Raw genomic sequence first — 18100 nt, 5'->3', positions numbered from 1 at the left:
ATGACGGAACACGATAAATCCTCCGCCGTGGTTGAAGAGACCAGGGAGACTGTGGACATGACGCCGCAGTCAGAAACGACTGAGAAAACCGTTGAGAAGAAAAACGGCAGCAACAAAACCAGCCTCGCGCTGAGCGCGATTGCCATCGCCATTGCGCTGGCAGCAGGCGTCAGCCTTTACGGACTGGTGAAACAGCAAAGCACCAACCAGACGGCCACCAGCGACGCGCTGGTTAATCAGCTCACCGCGCTGCAAAAAGCGCAGGAGACACAAAAAACCGAGCTGGAAGGCGTGATCAAGCAGCAGGCCGCCGCGCTTGCCGATGCGAACAACAAACAGCAAGAGCTGACCAAACAGCTCGAGGAAGTTCAGCAAAAAGTTGCCACCATTTCCGGTACCGATGCCAAAACCTGGCTGCTGTCTCAGGCCGATTTTCTGGTGAAACTGGCCGGGCGTAAGCTCTGGAGCGATCAGGATGTCACCACCGCCGCCGCTCTGCTGAAAAGCGCGGATGCGAGCCTGGCGGACATGAACGATCCAAGCCTCATCACCGCCCGTCGCGCCATTACCGAAGATATCGCCAGCCTCTCCGCCGTTTCTCAGGTGGATTATGACGGCATCATCCTCAAGTTAAATCAGCTCTCGAACCAGATTGATAACCTGCAGCTGGCGGATAACAACGACGACGATTCTCCCATGGATTCTGACGGCACTGAGCTGTCCAGCTCCCTGAGCGAGTGGCGTGTAAATCTGCAAAAAAGCTGGCAGAACTTTATGGATAGCTTCATCACGATCCGTCGCCGCGATGAAACCGCCGTGCCGCTGTTAGCGCCGAACCAGGATATCTACCTGCGTGAGAACATTCGTTCCCGTCTGCTGGTCGCGGCCCAGGCCGTGCCACGTCATCAGGAAGAGACCTACAAGCAGGCGCTGGATAACGTGTCTACATGGGTCCGTGCCTACTACGACACCAATGATGCCACCACCACGGCGTTCCTCGACGATATCGACAAACTGAGTCAGCAGAACATCACCATGAACGTGCCGGATAAACTGGCCAGCCAGCCAATTCTGGAAAAGCTGATGCAAACGCGCGTCCGTAACCTGCTGGCACAGCCGGGCGTTCCGGCTGCGCAGACGGGTGAACCTGCACCAGCCGCCGCGCCCGCGTCTGAAAGCGCCCCACAAGGAGAGTAACGATGCTTAAAGTCCTCTTACTCTTTATCCTGCTGATCGCCGGGATCGTCCTTGGGCCGATGCTTGCCGGTCACCAGGGATACGTGTTGATCCAGACCGACAATTACAATATCGAAACCAGCGTCACGGGTCTGGTGATCATCCTGATCCTGGGCGTAGTGGTACTGCTGGCGCTGGAGTGGATCCTGCGCCGTATTTTCCGCACCGGTGCTCATACCCGTGGCTGGTTCGTTGGCCGCAAGCGTCGTCGCGCCCGTAAGCAGACCGAGCAGGCGTTGATTAAACTTGCCGAAGGCGACTATCAGCAGGTGGAAAAGCTGATGTCCAAAAACGCCGACCACGCCGAACAACCCGTCGTGAACTATCTGTTGGCTGCTGAAGCAGCTCAACAGCGTGGTGACGAGGCCCGCGCCAATCAGCATCTGGAGCGCGCGTCGGAGATGGCGTCTGACAACCAGATCCCGGTTGAGATCACCCGTGTTCGCCTGCAGCTGGCACGTAATGAAAACCATGCGGCGCGCCACGGCGTTGACCGTCTGCTGGAAATCACCCCTCGCCACCCTGAAGTGCTGCGCCTTGCCGAGCAGGCCTATATCCGTACCGGTGCCTGGGGTTCACTGCTGGACATTATTCCTTCGATGGCGAAAGCCGACGTGGGTGATGATGAACATCGTGACGAACTCCAGCGCATGGCGTGGATTGGTTTGATGGATCAGGCGCGTGCCGATCTGGGCAGCGATGGTCTGAAAACCTGGTGGAAGAATCAGAGCCGCAAAACGCGTCAGCAGGTTCCACTGCAGGTAGCGATGGCGGAACATCTGATTGAATGTGACGATCATGACACTGCGCAGGAGATCCTCCTCGACGGTCTGAAGCGCCAGTACGACGACCGACTGGTCATGGTGATCCCGCGTCTGAAAACCAACAACCCTGAGCAAATCGAAAAAGTGCTGCGTCAACAGATCAAAACCGTTGGCGATCGTCCGCTGCTCTGGAGCACACTGGGCCAGTCGCTGATGAAACACGGTGAATGGCAGGAGGCGAGCCTCGCCTTCCGTGCGGCGTTAAAACAGCGCCCGGACGCGTTTGACTACGCGTGGCTTGCCGATACGCTCGACAAGCAGCATAAGCCGGAAGAGGCTGCCGCCATGCGGCGCGACGGACTGCTTCTGACGTTGCAGAATAACGGGAATCAGCAGTAATCGTTAAAGAGGCCAAATGGCCTCTTTTTTTTGGTAAAAAAAACGCCTGCTATAAAAGCAGGCGTTAAAACAGGTCTGTAAGACAACATATTTGGTGCTTCACTCAACGTTATGCCCATGGTGTCTGATGAGGCCGAAGCGACATCTGTCAGTGGACGATAAGCACCGTAAATGGCTCTGCATCATTCCTGAGTTTATGAGGCACTGAGGCGAACATAAGAGATGGAATGAGCATCTACACGCATATTATTGCACGTTACATGCCAACGTTACACGAAGAAATTTTACATCGCGCAACATTTTAAGATAAAAGGAATTTCTGCTGCCAGGCCCTATCTCAAGCACCATAAAATGTTGGCAAAAGCGCAGAAGTGTCGTCAGAAAGAGACGGTTAAGACATTTATGCAATATTATTTTAATTTTCAATTAATTAAGTGTCGCTGGTTCGCGACAACAGGAAACGCGTATGTCGGGGAATGGATACAGAGGTGAAAAGCCGCAGAAAACAAAAAACCCCGCCGAAGCGGGGTTCAAAATTGGTCGGCGAGAGAGGATTCGAACCTCCGACCCACTGGTCCCAAACCAGTTGCGCTACCAAGCTGCGCTACTCGCCGATGTACTGCTTTTTGAATTTTTAGTTCAATTCATTAAAGTCGTGGTGCGAGGGGGGGGACTTGAACCCCCACGTCCGTAAGAACACTAACACCTGAAGCTAGCGCGTCTACCAATTCCGCCACCTTCGCAATTCACAACTCTTCAATAATGGGGTGGCTAATGGGATTCGAACCCACGACAACTGGAATCACAATCCAGGGCTCTACCAACTGAGCTATAGCCACCACTGTATTCTTTCACGCGGTACTGACTACTTCTCAGACCACCGCAGCTCTAGCGCCGGGATTAAAATGGCGCGCCCGACAGGATTCGAACCTGAGACCTCTGCCTCCGGAGGGCAGCGCTCTATCCAGCTGAGCTACGGGCGCTTAGCGCCGTTGCGGGGCTGGATATTACGTACCTCCGCCCCCGCTGTCTAGTGCTTTTTTGAAAAAAATGCGCGTTTGGTTATGGTTTGCACATTTTGCCGCTTATTCCTCCACTTTCTGCGTGGTGGCGCGGCGCCCCAGCCCAAATAGCTTATAGGCCGCCGTGACTGCGGCCAGGAAGATCATCCCGACAAACAGCGACATGCGGGTATCATCATTAAAGTACATCCCAATTAATACGCAAATCAGGAATGCCATCGTCAAATAGTTCGCATACGGGAACAGAATCGAGCGGAACGGATGGCTGGCAATCGCCTTTTTATGCGCATGGCGGAAACGCAGTTGGCTAATCAGGATAACGAACCACGGCACCATCCCCGGCAGCACGCTGGCGCTGTAGACATACACAAATACGCGCTGCGGATTTGGAATGATGTAGTTCAGGCATGAACCAATCAGCAGGATGGCAATCGACACCGCCACACCCGCAACAGGCACACCCGCACGAGATACCTTACTCATTGCCGCTGGCAACTGGTTGTTCTTCGAAAGCGCATACAGCATACGGCCGCAGCTGTACATTCCGCTGTTACAGCCAGACAACGCCGCCGTCAGGACAACAAAGTTGATGATACCTGCCGCCGCCGTGATACCAATCTTCGCGAACGTTAAGACAAACGGGCTACCGGTCGTACCGATGTCGTTCCACGGGAAGATGGTCACGATAACGAAGATCGCCCCCACATAGAAAATCAGGATACGCCACAGCACCTTACCCACCGCACTACGCAGCGTGACTTGCGGGTTCTTCGCTTCACCGGCGGTAATACCGATAAGCTCAACACCCTGATAGGACGCGACAACGATACACAGCGCCGTCAGGAAGCCTTTCCAGCCGCCAGCGAAGAAGCCGCCGTGTTCGGTCAGGTTACCGAAGCCAATCGCGTGGCCACCGTTGCCAAAGCCGAAGAAAATGACGCCGAGTCCAACCACAATCATCACGATGATGGTGGTGACTTTAATCATCGCAAACCAGAACTCAATTTCACCATACAGGCGAACGGCTGCCAGGTTTGCCAGTGCCACCAGCCCCACAGCAATCAGCGCCGGTATCCACTGGACCATATCCGGGAACCAGAACTGCACATACACCCCGATTGCGGTAATCTCCGAGATACCGACCGCCATCCACATAAACCAGTATGACCAGGCCGTCAGGTAGCCAAAGAACGGGCTCATGTAGCGGTGTGCATAGACAGCGAAGGAACCCGTCACCGGCTCCAGGAAGAGCATTTCCCCCATCGAACGCATGATGAAGAAAACAAACAGGCCAGCAATAATATAAGCCAGCAAAACTGATGGTCCTGCCCACTTGAGCGTGCTTGCAGAGCCCATAAACAGGCCCACGCCGATAGTGCCGCCCAGCGCTATCAGTTCAATATGACGAGCTTCCAGCCCACGCTGTAGCTCCGGTTTTTTCTCTGCCATAGATCCTCGGTTGTGTTTGCTGTTTCCCGGCTTAATGCCGGGTATTGTTTTTTAGGGGTACTAAAATACGGTGCGAATGGTTTCTTAAATTCTGCAAAATGGCAAACGATGCATTAAAAAAATAAATGCATTGCACAGATTCGCAGCAGTTTTGCAGGGGAGTTGCAGCGCGAATAGCATATCGCGCTACATTTTGATTACATTTTCCCGGTGTAATGCCAGGCGAGATAACGCAGCAGACGGAGCTGGCGTTTAATACGTGTCGGCTGCGACAGCAGGCGGTACAGCCACTCCAGTCCAAGATTTTGCCATACCTTCGGCGCACGTTTTACATGGCCAGTGAAAACGTCATAGGTCCCGCCGACGCCCATATAGAGGGCATCAGGGCAAACCAGACGACAATCACGCATCAGAATTTCCTGGCGCGGTGAGCCCATCGCCACGGTGACGATTTTCGCCCCGCTGTCGCGCACGCGGTCAAACAGCGCCTGCCGGTCCTCCGGCTTAAAGTAACCGTCCTGACTGCCCACAATATTAACATTCCACTGATGTCGCAGCTTTTGTTCGGTCTGTGCCAGAACCTCAGGCTTACCGCCAATCAGAAACACTGGCGTACCTTCTGCTCCTGCCCGTGCCATCAGCTGCTCCCAGAGATCGGCCCCCGCGACGCGAGAAACATTAGCGCCAGGAAACTTTTTGCGGATGGAGCGCACCACGCTGATACCGTCCGCGTATTTAAACTCGGCGGCGTCTATCAGGCTTCTGACTTCCGCGTTATCTTCTACCGCCAGCATCTTTTCCGCATTGATGGCGACCAGCGTACCGGATTTCATCTGGCCGCCAGCAAAGAGAAAATCCAGCGCGTGTTGCATATCGCGCCAGCCAATAAGCTGCAGGCCACGAAGCGCGTAGCGCGGTGCAGAGGTTGTGTCGGTCATGACTATCCTTACTCAGACTTGCGATAGCGTTCTGCTGCCCTGTGGCTCGCGCTTATGCACGAGTCCTGCACTGTCAAACAGCCAGTACAGCAGCTTGGCCAGCAGCAGACAGACGCCGAAAACGACCATGAAGAAAACCACACGCGAGACAAATGAATCCAGACCCTCGCGCGCCAGAACGATCATATTGAAAATGGCACCAAAGCAGAAACTGTGCAAAATGGCGGCCTTGTAGCGGTTAGTCTCTTCATTGCCAAGTACGTAGAGCCAGTCAAACCATTTGATAATCAGCCCTACCACCACCGCGCCCGGCAGAATAAACCAGCTTCCGCCCATCACCACCAGCGAACCAATCAGCGTGGGGGAGATAGCCAGACCAGAATGGTTGTTCAGCACTTCCCAGGTAAAGTAGTTCGCCGTATTGAGCACGGCACCTGGACGATCAGGCCATAGCCACGATGGGATAAAGACATAGAAGTCACGCACAATGGGCGCCAGCCCCTGAAAATCGATCTTGTCGTAGTTTTGCAGCAGTAAAGCGAGGTTTTCCCACGGCGAGAAGGTATCGCGCGTGAGATACAGGAAGGTGTAAAACGCTTCGTCACCGGCCACGTTCAACCCGTAGCGCTTCAGGGCCAGCCAGAACATCCCCACAATGCCAAACACGCCCGCTGCCGCCAGCATCCACAGGGAGATCCACCCGCGAATGATGCCGATAAACAGGAAGATCGCAAAGGCGATAATAATGTTGGCGCGCGTCCCCCCCACAATCATGTAGGTCAGGAAACCAAAGGCGACCGTGCTCACCAGGAAGAAGAGCCAGGCCTTACTGTCCTGGCGCAGGAAAAAGATCACCAGCATTGCCGGGATGAAGAAATAGAAGAAGCGCTTAAGCGCCACGCCCGAAACTTCGGCAGAAAAAATCTGGCTGTAGGAGTGCAGCTTAAACAGCAAAAAGCCGTTATGCATGAAGAAGATCCCCACGCTGACCAGCGCGATGGTCATCAGCATCACCCACGTCAGATGGGTCTCCACCCGGTTCATGGTGAAAAGCGGACGACGCGGCGCACTCGCTTTCACCGCACGCAGACGCGTTTTATAGGTGACGTAGTACACCGCATAAAAGCAGGTCGCCGACAATAGCGCCTGGAGCAGGATCTCCGGCGGCGCAACGCTCACGTCAAAACGGAAAACCAGAATGCTGGTCAGTGGAAATCCGAAGAAGAAGGTCAGAAGAAACAGTAACGAGAAGAAGACGTTAAAGTTAAAACGCACGCGGCGGAACTCAAACCAGGTCAGTGTGGCGATGAATAAGGTGCTCAGAAGCCATACCACTAACAAGCCGCTGAATTGCAACTGGCTCATGCGTTGTCTCCTGAAGCGATACGCAGCGCACGGTGCCACGGCGTAAGGTAGTTCGGGCTAAAGAAATCGATGGTACTTTTATCCACCAGCGCCAGCTGACGCTGGGCTTCGCGTACCACCTCCACATTCAGGGTATCCGTGGTGAACAGCACCGGAATGTGTTGCTCAGCCATATCCTGCCAGAAGGGGTTATCGCGATTAAGCACACACGGAACGCCAGCCTGAATCAGCAGACACAGCGTACCAATCCCCTGCTGGCGGGCAAAGATGAAATAGCCGAGATCGCACTGACGAAGCAGCGCCAGATAGTCATCAAATTCCAGCTTATCGCACAGGATATTCACATTCTCCGGGCTAAACAGCGACAGAGCCTGCTGACGAACGTCAGTGATATAAGCATCATTATTGGCCGGATAGCCCATCGGCACAACGACATTCACCGTGTCGCCAAACTGCTGATGTACCGCCTTCAGCGCAGCAATATGCTCGTTGCTGCGATCGCCGGAGTTGCCTACCAGAATCGTCAGTTTGCCCTCACGCGGCGTATCGTTTGCCATGTTATTCAACGCCGGGTTCATGCGTGTCGGGAAATAGAGCAGCTCACCGCGAACGTTGGGGTGTTGTTTCGCAAAGTAATTGAGATCGCCACGAGTGGCAAATACACGGCCAACGCGGCCCTGCGCCATACGCCGTAGCGGGTAGAACAGTCGGAATTTCCAGCCGCGGGAGACTTCATAGAGATCGGCTCCCCAGATATGCCAGCTGCACTGGGAAGGTTTAATCCCGCCGCTCAAAAGAGCCAGCCACAGACCGGTATTAAATTGTCCATGGAAGAAGAAGCGCTGCTCACGATCCGCCTTCGCTTTGGCGACAACCGCCTTCGCCAGTGCGGCTTTATCCGGCCAGAAAGTGAGAGTTAGCGCCGGGCACGCCTCGCTCAGACCCTTATCCTGGCCTGCAACCATAAACTCGCGCGCATCGGGATCCCCCGGTGCCAGCTCATCATTGAAGAACCGCAAAACGGTCTGGTTATGGTGTGGGATATCCGATCCCAGTATGTGAATCAGTGCAGTCATGCGCGTTTACGCCAAAGTAAAAATACGCCGCAACAGGCAGCGAAATAAACGATATAGGTTGCCATATAGGCCTGAGCCGCCCCCAGCGCACCGTGTGCCGGGATCAGCCAGTGTGAGAACGCCGTCAGGAGCGTAAACTGGCTGATCTCCGCCAGGATATACAAACGCAGCGAGGCTTTCGCAATCACCAGATACCCGAAAACGTAAGCGCCTACTTTCAGCACATCCCCCACCAGTTGCCAGGCAAACAGATCGCGCATGGCGATGAATTTCGCCGAAAAGAGCAGCCAGATGGCGACATCACGCAATAACCACACGGTAAAACTGGCCGCCGCCACGGCGGGAAGCACAAAACGTAGCGAACGGGCAATCTCGCGGGTAATATCCTGTCGGGAGCTCAGACGCGATAAGGTTGGCAGCAACCAGACGCTAAAGGAAGCCGTTATAAATTGGAGGTAGGCGTCAGAAATGCTGCTGACACCCTGCCAAATCCCCACCTCATCCCAGCTGTAATGCGCCGCCAGCTGGTTTCGCATCATCACGTAGGCCACCGGCAGCGTCACAGAGGTAATGAGCGCCATCAGCGTAAATTTGCCAAGCTGGCCCGCCAGGACTTTGTCCCATTGCGGTTTCAGGTAGCTTAAAGGGATAACACCCCGACGCATCAGCATAAACGGCGCCGGAACGACCACTAACGCAGGTACCAGCGCCAGACCCAGCAGCGCACCTTCATACCCGCCCAGACGATAGCAAAAGTAATAGGCGATAACACCAATGACGCTGCCCAGGATCAGCGCAAGCGCGTTCCCGGCAGCATCACGAAACCCTTTCATCAGCGCCAGCAGCAGGTTAGCCCACGCGATCCCCATCTGAACCAGAGCGATCAGACGCACCAGCCCTTCATAATGCGTGTGTCCAAACAGCCCCTGGCTAATGGGGGCCGCCGCCAGCAGAAACACCGCGGCCAGCAGAGTCGAGAAACCTAACACCATCGCCGACGATGTGCCGACAACTTTGCGCAGCTGCGCCGCGTCGTCCTGATGCTGTGCAACGTATTTCGTGACGCCGTTAAAGATCCCGGCCCCGGCCAATACCCCAAGGACGGTGACAAGCTGGCGGAAATTGCCCGCCAGACCCACTCCTGAAGGGCCGAATGAGACGGCTAACAGCTTGACGACCAGCAGCCCGGCGCCAATTTTGACAAGTGTGGACGCGGCGGTCCACACCGATGCTTTTGCCAGAGACATATCAGCCGAAATAGCTCAGAAGGGTATTAATCACCGTGCGCTGATTAACTGGCGCGAGGTTGTAGAACAGTGGCAAGCGAAGCAAACGCTCACTTTCTTTCGTGGTGTAACGGTCTTCACCCGCGAATGTCCCGAACGCTTCACCGGCCGGGCTGGAGTGCAGCGGAATGTAGTGGAACACCGCCATAATCTCCGCCTCTTTCAGCCAGGCAATCAGCTTGCTGCGATCGTCGTTATCGCGCAATTTGATGTAGAACATATGGGCATTGTGGACGCAGTCTGCCGGAATGGTCGGCAGCGCAATACGCCCGGCTTTTGCCAGCGGTGCCAGCGCGTCGTAATAGGTTTGCCACAGGGACAGACGCTGCAGGTTAATGCGCTCTGCCGCTTCCAGCTGTGCCCACAGGTACGCCGCCTGCAGATCCGCCATCAGATAGCTTGAGCCGATATCGCGCCAGGTGTACTTATCAACCTGGCCACGGAAGAACTGGCTGCGGTTGGTGCCTTTTTCGCGGATCACTTCCGCACGCTCAACCAGCGCGCGGTCGTTGATCAGCGTCGCGCCGCCTTCACCACCTGCGGTGTAGTTTTTGGTTTCGTGGAAGCTAAAGCAGCCGATATGGCCGATGGTGCCGAGCGCGCGTCCTTTGTAGGTAGACATCACGCCCTGAGCGGCATCTTCCACCACAAACAGGTTATGCTTTTTCGCGATCGCCATAATGGTGTCCATTTCACAGGCCACGCCCGCGTAATGGACCGGAACAATCGCCCGCGTTTTATCAGTGATCGCCGCTTCAATCAGCGTTTCATCGATATTCATGGTGTCCGGGCGAATATCCACAAAGACGATTTTCGCCCCGCGTAACACAAACGCGTTCGCCGTGGAGACGAAGGTGTAGCTCGGCATAATCACTTCATCACCGGGCTGAATATCCAGCAGCAGCGCAGCCATTTCCAGCGATGCCGTACAGGAAGGGGTCAGCAGCACTTTAGCGCTGTGAAAACGCTGTTCCATCCACTGCTGGCAGCGACGGGTAAACCCACCATCACCGCAGAGTTTGCCGCTGCCCATAGCAGACTGCATATAGTCGAGTTCGGTTCCCACGACGGGTGGTGCGTTAAATGGAATCATCTTGTCACCTGTATAACCAGTAGGCGGTGGCGTCGATGTTAGCACCACTCGCAATATAACGTTTAAGCGCAGCGGTGTTGCCCATCTGGGTCGCCACCCGCAGCGTCGAGACCTGTTGCTGCTGCGCCCAGTGTAGCGCCGCCTGCATGAGTTTCTCGCCCATACCCCGCCCGGCTAATAAGCCGATACGCGCCTCGCGCTCGTTGAGCTTGCGAAGCGAAACAAAGCCCTGGATCGGGCCGTCCGCCGCGCGGAACACCAGACAAACATGATCAAACGTCCCCTTTACCGCATTTTCAATCCACTGGGCATAGAAACGTCCGCTGTCTTCAGGAGCATACCAGGGGGCACGAAAGCGGCTGCGGGCAAACGCCTGCGCCGCCATTTCGCGCAGTACCGGGATATCCTGCTCAGTTGCGATCTCCGCGCCTGGCGCCTCATGCCGGGTTAGCGTAATGGCAAGATCAACTTCACCTTCCACCAGCTGAAATCCGTGTTGCTGAAGCGCATCCAGCAGATCAGCACGCTCCGCCGGGATCTTCGCCTGTACCCGCTGCCAGACGCGAAAGTCGGCGTCAGTCAGTGCCGGTGCCGTTTCGCGCAGGCGCAGAATGGCTGAAGGCAGGCCAAAAAACTGGCTCTCCCACTCAAGGGACTCAAGCGTCCCGTTCAGGTTGATCAACGCCAGACACCTTTGGTATCAACAACGTAACGCTGCTGAACGGCATGAGCGGGAGTCGCTTTAAACTCTTTATGATCCACCAGCAGCACCAGTACGTCCGCCGTGGTCAGCGCGTCATCCAGCGCGGTAAGCGTGCAGTGCCCCGCCAGTTTTGCCGGCAGTTCATGAATATTCGGCTCGACCACCAGCGTTTCGCCCGTGTGCCATTGGGCAATCATCTCAGCAATTTCCATTGCCGGGCTTTCGCGCAGATCGTCGATGTTGGGTTTGAACGCCAGGCCAAAGCAGGCAATTTTCAATTCGCTGGCCCGTTTGCCGCTCTCAGACAGACAATCTGCTACCGTGGTTTTAACCTGGTTCAGGACCCAGTGTGGCTTGCTGTCGTTGACTTCACGCGCGGTGCGGATCAGACGAGCCTGATCCGGATTTTGCGCCACGATAAACCATGGGTCGACGGCGATACAGTGACCGCCCACGCCAGGGCCTGGCTGCAGAATGTTAACGCGTGGATGGCGATTCGCCAGGCTGATTAACTCCCAGACGTTAATCCCCTGATCGGCGCAGATCAGCGACAGTTCATTGGCAAAAGCGATGTTCACGTCGCGGAAACTGTTTTCCGTCAGTTTGCACATTTCGGCGGTACGGGAGTTGGTCACCACGCATTCGCCTTCGAGGAAAATCTTGTACAGCGCGCTGGCACGAGCGGAACAAACAGGCGTCATACCGCCAATCACGCGGTCGTTTTTAATCAGTTCGACCATGACCTGCCCCGGCAGCACGCGCTCCGGACAATAGGCGATATTGATATCGGCCTGTTCTCCCGCCTGCTGCGGGAAGCTTAAATCAGGCCGGGCTTCTGCCAGCCATTGTGCCATCTGCTCGGTTGCTCCAACCGGAGACGTGGACTCCAGGATCACCAGCGCCCCTTTCTTCAGCACAGGTGCAATAGATTTCGCAGCGGCCTCGACGTAGACCATGTCGGGCTCATGGTCGCCTTTAAATGGCGTCGGCACAGCGATGAGATAAGCATCGGCTTCAACCGGCGTGGTACTGGCGCGCAGGAATCCCCCATCAACGGCCTCTTTGACCACGCGGTCGAGATCGGGCTCCACAATATGGATTTCGCCACGGTTAATGGTTTCCACCGCGCGCGCGTTGATGTCCACGCCTACAACCTGTTTTTGACGGGAGGCAAAGGCTGCCGCAGTAGGCAAGCCAATGTAGCCAAGACCAATGACAGAGATGGTAGTAAAACTCATAGCGATACCCGATTGTGTTTAAGTGCATGCAAAATACGGCCACAAGCCAGCCCATCACCGTACGGGTTATGGGCCCGGCTCATCGCCTGATACGCTTCTTCGTCGTGCAACAGACGCGTCACTTCATCGACGATGCGCTGCTTATCCGTGCCGACCAGACGCACCGTGCCCGCTTTTACCGCTTCCGGACGCTCGGTGGTTTCACGCATCACCAGCACCGGCTTGCCAAGGGAAGGCGCCTCTTCCTGAATACCACCTGAATCGGTGAGGATCAGCCAGGCATGGTTCATCAGCCAGACAAACGGCATGTAATCCTGCGGCTCAATCAGAAGGACATTTTCAACATGCCCCAGTATGCGGTTGACCGGCTCGCTGACGTTAGGGTTGAGATGCACCGGATAGACAATCTGCACGTCTTCATTTTGCGCAGCGATTTCAGCCAGCGCATGACAGATTTGCTCGAAACCCCGGCCAAAGCTCTCACGACGGTGACCGGTGACCAGAATGGTTTTTTTACCGTTGTTCAAAAACGGATAGCGCGCAGCGAGTTCACGCTGGAGATCGTCATTTGACAGTACGCGGTCACGTACCCAAATCAGGGCATCGATAACCGTATTGCCTGTCACAAAGATTTTTTTGTCAGCGATATTTTCACGCAGCAGGTTCTGGCGCGAATTTTCGGTGGGTGCAAAGTGGTACATCGCCAGATGCCCGGTGAGCGTACGGTTAGCTTCTTCCGGCCACGGCGAGTAAAGGTTGCCGGTACGCAGGCCCGCTTCAACGTGGCCGACAGGAATACGTTGATAAAACGCCGCCAGACTGGTTGCCACGGTGGTGGTGGTGTCGCCATGCACCAGCACGACATCAGGCTTAAAGGATTCCAGAATGGGCTTAAGCTCTTGCAGAATACGGCAGGTTATCTCCGTTAATCCCTGCCCCGGCTTCATAATATTGAGGTCGTAATCCGGGACGATGGAAAAGAGCGTTAAGACCTGATCAAGCATCTCCCGGTGTTGCGCAGTCACGCACACTTTCGCTTCAATATCAGGATCGCTGGCCAGCGCATGCACCAGAGGGGCCATCTTGATGGCCTCCGGCCTGGTGCCAAATACGGTAAGTACTTTCACATCGATTCTCTTCGATTAGGCGATGAAGGCCGTAGCCTTCATCGTAGACGGCGTTCTTAATTTGTGCGACGACGTATTAACGCCACGCCAGCGCCCGTCAGTGCGCCTACAATCCCCCACATGATCATCAGGAATGCACGACGCGGACTATCGCGTTTTACAGGTTCTTCAGGCGTTCGCAAATAACGATAGGTCTGAAAACGCGGGTCCAGCGTTGGACCGACATTCAGGGTGTTGAGCATGGCGCGGTTTTGATCGTAGTCGAGGTCAAAATCAGGGCCAACGGCCTGAAGGTTTTCCAGACGTGCCTGCAGCATGGGACGACCAAGCAGGAACATTTCAGAATCAGGCAGTTCATCCGCCGGGACATCCGTTTCGCTGCGGGAAATATTGTGCTGCTCTGCAATTTTCAGCGCCTGCTCAATATTGTGTACGCGGCGAGAGAAAATGGCTTGTGCCACCTCTTCCTGACGTTTTACCTGGGCTTTCATCTGGATGGTACGGGCCGCCCAGGCGCCTTTAAGCTCTTCATTAAGATGGCTTGCGGCACGCTGGCTGGCAAAAGCCACATACTGACGCAACAGATTATTGGCATCCGGTGCCGTTTCCGCTATCAGTTTGACGCTATCATTAACGTTACGCAGCGCATCTCCCGGCATAAACTGAATGTTGTTTATCAGGTCATCCAAAAACGCAGCATCCGCTTTACTGTTGCCCACCATGCGTTGCTTGTAATAGTCCGTCTGGCTCCAGAAATCACGACGCGTGTCCCAGGAGGCCAGTTGCATCACAAACTCTTTATACGCCTCATCCATGACGGAAACCTGATCGGGCGTCGCCAGATTCGCCTTGATATCCAGGTTACGCAGGAACTGCTGCTGGGAATAAAACCCGCCAAGCATGTTAACCGTTGGTCTGTCTGTAATTGCCGTGGCGCTCCACTCTTGTTTTGCAAAGAAGGTGTAGGCCAGCGCTAACAGTGCGAACCCCAGCGCGATCCCCGCAATCCAAAGTTTGCCTGCCCATAACACGCGAAACAAACCCCGAATATCCAGTTCATTCTCAGTTACCACTGATTTCGCTCCCGCCAACGGTTGAGTCATCATAGTCCCGGTTTTACTTAGTTAATGTTGTGTTTTTGTCATTGTTACGACGCATCCTGCGTTTAAGACGTTTAATGAATCGCGCCACTTTCCATGCGCGCTTGATGCAGTAGCCGTACAGGAAAAACGCAAGCAAGAATAATACCAACATTACCCATTCTGGAATGAAATGCGCATATTCTGCAGCGACGCCAATCGCGGCCAGAATAGCAGCGGCAAGGGTAATCAGGACAAACGCCTGACGAGAGGTAAAGCCCGCGCGCATGATGAGATGATGAATATGCTGACGGTCGGGAGAGAAAGGACTCATTCCTTTACGCAGACGGCGATACATAATCGCCACCATATCCATTAATGGGATGGCAATGATCCACAAGGCCGTCACAGGGCTAATCGGATGAGTTTTACCCTGCGTGGTTTCCAGCAAAATCCAGATAACCGTAAAACCAATGAGTGTACTGCCCGCATCACCCATAAAGACTTTATAGCGACGCCCCAGCGCACCGAGGTTCAGGAGAATATAAGGCAGGATGGCGGCAATCATGGCGAAGCACCACATTGACAAACTGTACTGACCATCAAACCAGAGAATGATGCCGATAGCGGCAAAGGAAACCGAAGACAACCCGCCGAGCAGACCGTCAATACCGTCCACCATGTTGAAAGCGTTAATCGCAGCCCAGACAGCAAACAGCGTCAGGAAGAAGCCAAATGGACCCAGGACTAACTCCCAGGGGCCAAACACATAACCGAGGCTTCTCAGGTAAAGTCCGCCAACGACCATCATAATCACGCCAATCGCCGCCTGGACGGTGGCGCGGATCTTCACCGCGATATCGAATCGGTCATCCAGTGCCCCAACGAGAACCAGGACACCCGCACAGGCAAGATAGAGGGCGGCGTGTGGAATATAATAATCCGCAATGCCAAACGTGAAACAAATGCCAGCGTAAACAGAAATCCCTCCCACCAGAGGAATAAGTCCCTGATGACGTTTACGAAAATTAGGTTTATCCACCAACCCTATTCTTTTTGCCACCTTACGCGCAATGAACAAAAAACAGGTTGTGAATAAAAAAATACTGATCAGCTCAGTTACGGCGGTGAGTAGATTCACAATGGATTGCTCTCAACAAATGTTAGTCCCGGAAGTATAACCATGAAGTCTCCGCCTCAGAAGTATTAAAGGTGGCTTCTTACAACTCCCTTTGTATATTTTTCAATCAATTATTTCTTTGACTGTACAAACGGTCCTATTGTCGCACCGACCGGTCAAAATTGGGAGTGTGTGGTAATAGCGTATAGTCCATAAAAGAAAAACGCCACGTAAAAACGTGGCGTTCACTGGCTTTATTTGCGTTACGAGCGCTTCATCATGTCGAAGAAATCGTCGTTGGTTTTGGTCATCGCCAGTTTGTTAATGAGGAACTCCATTGCGTCGATTTCACCCATCGGATGGATGATTTTGCGCAGGATCCACATTTTCTGCAGCTCTTCCTGAGTGGTGAGCAGCTCTTCCTTACGGGTACCGGAGCGGTTGTAGTCGATAGCCGGGAAGACACGTTTTTCCGCAATCTTACGAGAGAGGTGCAGTTCCATGTTGCCTGTCCCTTTAAACTCTTCGTAGATAACTTCGTCCATTTTGGAGCCGGTATCGATCAGCGCCGTCGCGATGATGGTCAGGCTACCGCCCTCTTCCACATTACGTGCAGCACCGAAGAAGCGCTTAGGACGATGCAGGGCGTTAGCATCCACACCACCGGTCAGTACTTTACCGGAAGCCGGGACCACGGTGTTGTAGGCACGCGCCAGACGGGTGATGGAGTCGAGCAGAATGATAACGTCTTTCTTGTGCTCAACCAGGCGTTTCGCCTTCTCGATCACCATTTCCGCAACCTGAACGTGACGGGATGCCGGCTCGTCAAAGGTAGAAGCCACAACTTCACCCTTCACCAGACGCTGCATCTCGGTCACTTCTTCCGGACGCTCGTCAATCAGCAGTACCATGAGCACACAGTCAGGATGGTTGTAGGCAATGCTCTGCGCGATATTCTGCAGCAGCATGGTTTTACCCGCTTTTGGCGGTGCCACAATCAGACCACGTTGACCACGACCAATTGGCGAAGCCAGATCCAGAACGCGTGCGGTTAAGTCTTCGGTAGAACCGTTACCACGCTCCATACGCAGACGAGAGTTCGCGTGAAGAGGCGTTAAGTTCTCAAAGAGGATCTTATTACGCGAGTTTTCCGGTTTGTCGTAGTTAACTTCGTTAACTTTCAACAGCGCAAAGTAGCGTTCACCCTCTTTTGGAGGACGAATCTTACCTGAAATGGTGTCACCAGTGCGGAGGTTGAAACGGCGGATTTGGCTGGGGGATACGTAGATGTCGTCAGGGCCGGCGAGGTAGGAGCTGTCTGCAGAGCGGAGGAAACCAAATCCGTCTTGCAATATCTCCAGCACACCGTCGCCAAAGATATCTTCGCCACTCTTAGCGTGCTGCTTCAGGATGGCGAAAATGATGTCCTGCTTGCGCATACGAGCCTGGTTTTCCAGTCCCATATTTTCGCCGAGAGTGATCAGCTCAGAAACCGGCGTATTCTTTAATTCGGTAAGATTCATAATGGTGTGGGTTCTTAAACTCGGGGTGATTCTCGAACTTAATGTTGTGAATGGTATGGCAGGGTCATCCATGCCTGTTTAGCGGCCATCAACTCATGTCTGTTCGCTGTCTGGTCACAGGGAAAGAACGCAGATCTGAAACGACAAGACGGATTGAGTGACAAGCCCGGAATTTAGCCACTTCACGCACTGTTTATGTTAACAACGGGAAGTTTCGGGTAAAACAAGATTCAAACAACAAGATATGTTTAAAACGAAGTCATAGCTAACTTAGCACGACTTAAGCCGGGCGTCCAGAGTTGCAGATCATTTAGGACTCTGGACGCGCAGCGGAGAAACCTTACGCCAGGTTAGCGTCGAGGAACTCTTTCAGTTGACCTTTGGACAGTGCGCCCACTTTGGTCGCCGCCACTTCGCCATTTTTGAACAGCAGCAGGGTCGGGATGCCACGGATACCGTATTTTGGCGCGGTGCCCGGGTTCTGGTCGATGTTCAGCTTGGCAACGGTCAGTTTGCCCTGATATTCGTCAGCGATCTCATCCAGAATCGGGGCGATCATTTTGCAAGGACCACACCATTCAGCCCAGAAATCGACGAGGGTCAGCCCGTCAGCCTTAAGTACGTCCGTGTCAAAACTGTCGTCAGTCAGGTGAATAATTTTATCGCTCATATATAACTCCAC

15 protein-coding genes and 4 tRNA genes are annotated in these 18100 nt (G+C 54.2%); 2 read left to right on the top strand and 17 right to left on the bottom strand.

Annotated features, from left to right (window positions below):
• Together hemX and hemY are read left to right on the top strand one after the other, a co-directional pair.
• Nucleotides 1-1197, top strand: coding sequence for a uroporphyrinogen-III C-methyltransferase (gene hemX, locus NQ842_RS01725; protein WP_221345871.1), 1197 nt, complete (start codon nt 1-3; stop codon nt 1195-1197).
• 2 nt (nt 1198-1199) lie between these two features.
• Nucleotides 1200-2399 (top strand): protoheme IX biogenesis protein HemY, encoded by a 1200-nt coding sequence (gene hemY, locus NQ842_RS01720; RefSeq protein ID WP_014833715.1) that lies wholly within the window; start codon nt 1200-1202, stop codon nt 2397-2399.
• Nucleotides 2400-2936: 537 nt separating this feature from the next.
• On the opposite strand, the gene NQ842_RS01715 is transcribed toward hemY, so the two are convergent.
• From NQ842_RS01715 to trxA, 17 genes are all read right to left on the bottom strand, one after another.
• A tRNA-Pro gene (locus NQ842_RS01715) sits at nt 2937-3013 on the bottom strand.
• 42 nt (nt 3014-3055) lie between these two features.
• Nucleotides 3056-3142 (bottom strand) — tRNA-Leu (locus NQ842_RS01710).
• Between the two features lie 20 nt (nt 3143-3162).
• Nucleotides 3163-3238: transfer RNA gene (locus tag NQ842_RS01705), tRNA-His, on the bottom strand.
• Nucleotides 3239-3305: 67 nt separating this feature from the next.
• Nucleotides 3306-3382 (bottom strand) — tRNA-Arg (locus tag NQ842_RS01700).
• 102 nt (nt 3383-3484) lie between these two features.
• A complete protein-coding gene (locus NQ842_RS01695) occupies nt 3485-4870 on the bottom strand; it encodes an amino acid permease (RefSeq protein ID WP_046889410.1) in 1386 nt (461 codons plus the stop codon).
• Nucleotides 4871-5067: 197 nt separating this feature from the next.
• Nucleotides 5068-5808, bottom strand: a complete 741-nt coding sequence (gene wecG, locus NQ842_RS01690; protein ID WP_063425626.1) for a lipopolysaccharide N-acetylmannosaminouronosyltransferase — start codon at nt 5806-5808, stop codon at nt 5068-5070.
• Nucleotides 5809-5820: 12 nt separating this feature from the next.
• The gene (wzyE, locus tag NQ842_RS01685) at nt 5821-7173 is read right to left on the bottom strand and encodes an ECA oligosaccharide polymerase (protein ID WP_014833719.1); all 1353 of its coding nucleotides are present in this window, start codon (nt 7171-7173) and stop codon (nt 5821-5823) included.
• On the bottom strand, nt 7170-8249 hold the full coding sequence (locus NQ842_RS01680) for a TDP-N-acetylfucosamine:lipid II N-acetylfucosaminyltransferase (protein ID WP_046889408.1): 1080 nt from the start codon (nt 8247-8249) through the stop codon (nt 7170-7172). The genes wzyE and NQ842_RS01680 overlap by 4 nt, the downstream gene beginning before the upstream one ends.
• The gene (gene wzxE, locus NQ842_RS01675; protein WP_257256442.1) at nt 8246-9496 is read right to left on the bottom strand and encodes a lipid III flippase WzxE; all 1251 of its coding nucleotides are present in this window, start codon (nt 9494-9496) and stop codon (nt 8246-8248) included. The genes NQ842_RS01680 and wzxE overlap by 4 nt, the downstream gene beginning before the upstream one ends.
• Nucleotide 9497: 1 nt before the next feature.
• Nucleotides 9498-10628 (bottom strand): dTDP-4-amino-4,6-dideoxygalactose transaminase, encoded by a 1131-nt coding sequence (gene rffA, locus NQ842_RS01670; protein WP_014833721.1) that lies wholly within the window; start codon nt 10626-10628, stop codon nt 9498-9500.
• Between the two features lie 4 nt (nt 10629-10632).
• Nucleotides 10633-11310 carry a dTDP-4-amino-4,6-dideoxy-D-galactose acyltransferase gene (gene rffC / locus NQ842_RS01665; protein WP_046889406.1) on the bottom strand — a complete coding sequence of 226 codons (678 nt, stop codon included), beginning with the start codon at nt 11308-11310 and terminating at the stop codon, nt 10633-10635.
• Nucleotides 11307-12569, bottom strand: a complete 1263-nt coding sequence (gene wecC, locus NQ842_RS01660) for a UDP-N-acetyl-D-mannosamine dehydrogenase (protein WP_046889405.1) — start codon at nt 12567-12569, stop codon at nt 11307-11309. The genes rffC and wecC overlap by 4 nt, the downstream gene beginning before the upstream one ends.
• Nucleotides 12566-13696, bottom strand: a complete 1131-nt coding sequence (gene wecB / locus NQ842_RS01655; protein ID WP_014833724.1) for a non-hydrolyzing UDP-N-acetylglucosamine 2-epimerase — start codon at nt 13694-13696, stop codon at nt 12566-12568. Before wecB ends, wecC begins: the two co-directional genes overlap by 4 nt.
• Nucleotides 13697-13752: 56 nt before the next feature.
• Nucleotides 13753-14799 carry an ECA polysaccharide chain length modulation protein gene (gene wzzE / locus NQ842_RS01650; protein WP_014833725.1) on the bottom strand — a complete coding sequence of 349 codons (1047 nt, stop codon included), beginning with the start codon at nt 14797-14799 and terminating at the stop codon, nt 13753-13755.
• Nucleotides 14800-14812: 13 nt separating this feature from the next.
• Complete coding sequence (gene wecA / locus NQ842_RS01645) at nt 14813-15916, bottom strand: UDP-N-acetylglucosamine--undecaprenyl-phosphate N-acetylglucosaminephosphotransferase (protein WP_014833726.1); 1104 nt, start codon at nt 15914-15916, stop codon at nt 14813-14815.
• Nucleotides 15917-16158: 242 nt separating this feature from the next.
• Complete coding sequence (gene rho, locus NQ842_RS01640) at nt 16159-17418, bottom strand: transcription termination factor Rho (RefSeq protein ID WP_001054528.1); 1260 nt, start codon at nt 17416-17418, stop codon at nt 16159-16161.
• A 340-nt stretch (nt 17419-17758) separates the two neighbouring features.
• Entirely contained in the window at nt 17759-18088 is a 330-nt protein-coding gene (gene trxA, locus NQ842_RS01635) for a thioredoxin TrxA (protein ID WP_004386384.1), read from the bottom strand.
• Nucleotides 18089-18100: the final 12 nt, after the last annotated feature.

Origin of the sequence: Enterobacter cloacae complex sp. R_G8 (assembly GCF_024599795.1) — a bacterium.
Taxonomy (GTDB): domain Bacteria; phylum Pseudomonadota; class Gammaproteobacteria; order Enterobacterales; family Enterobacteriaceae; genus Enterobacter; species Enterobacter dissolvens.
Note: the sequence above shows the minus strand (reverse complement) of the source record. Positions and strands in the feature narration are given on the sequence as shown.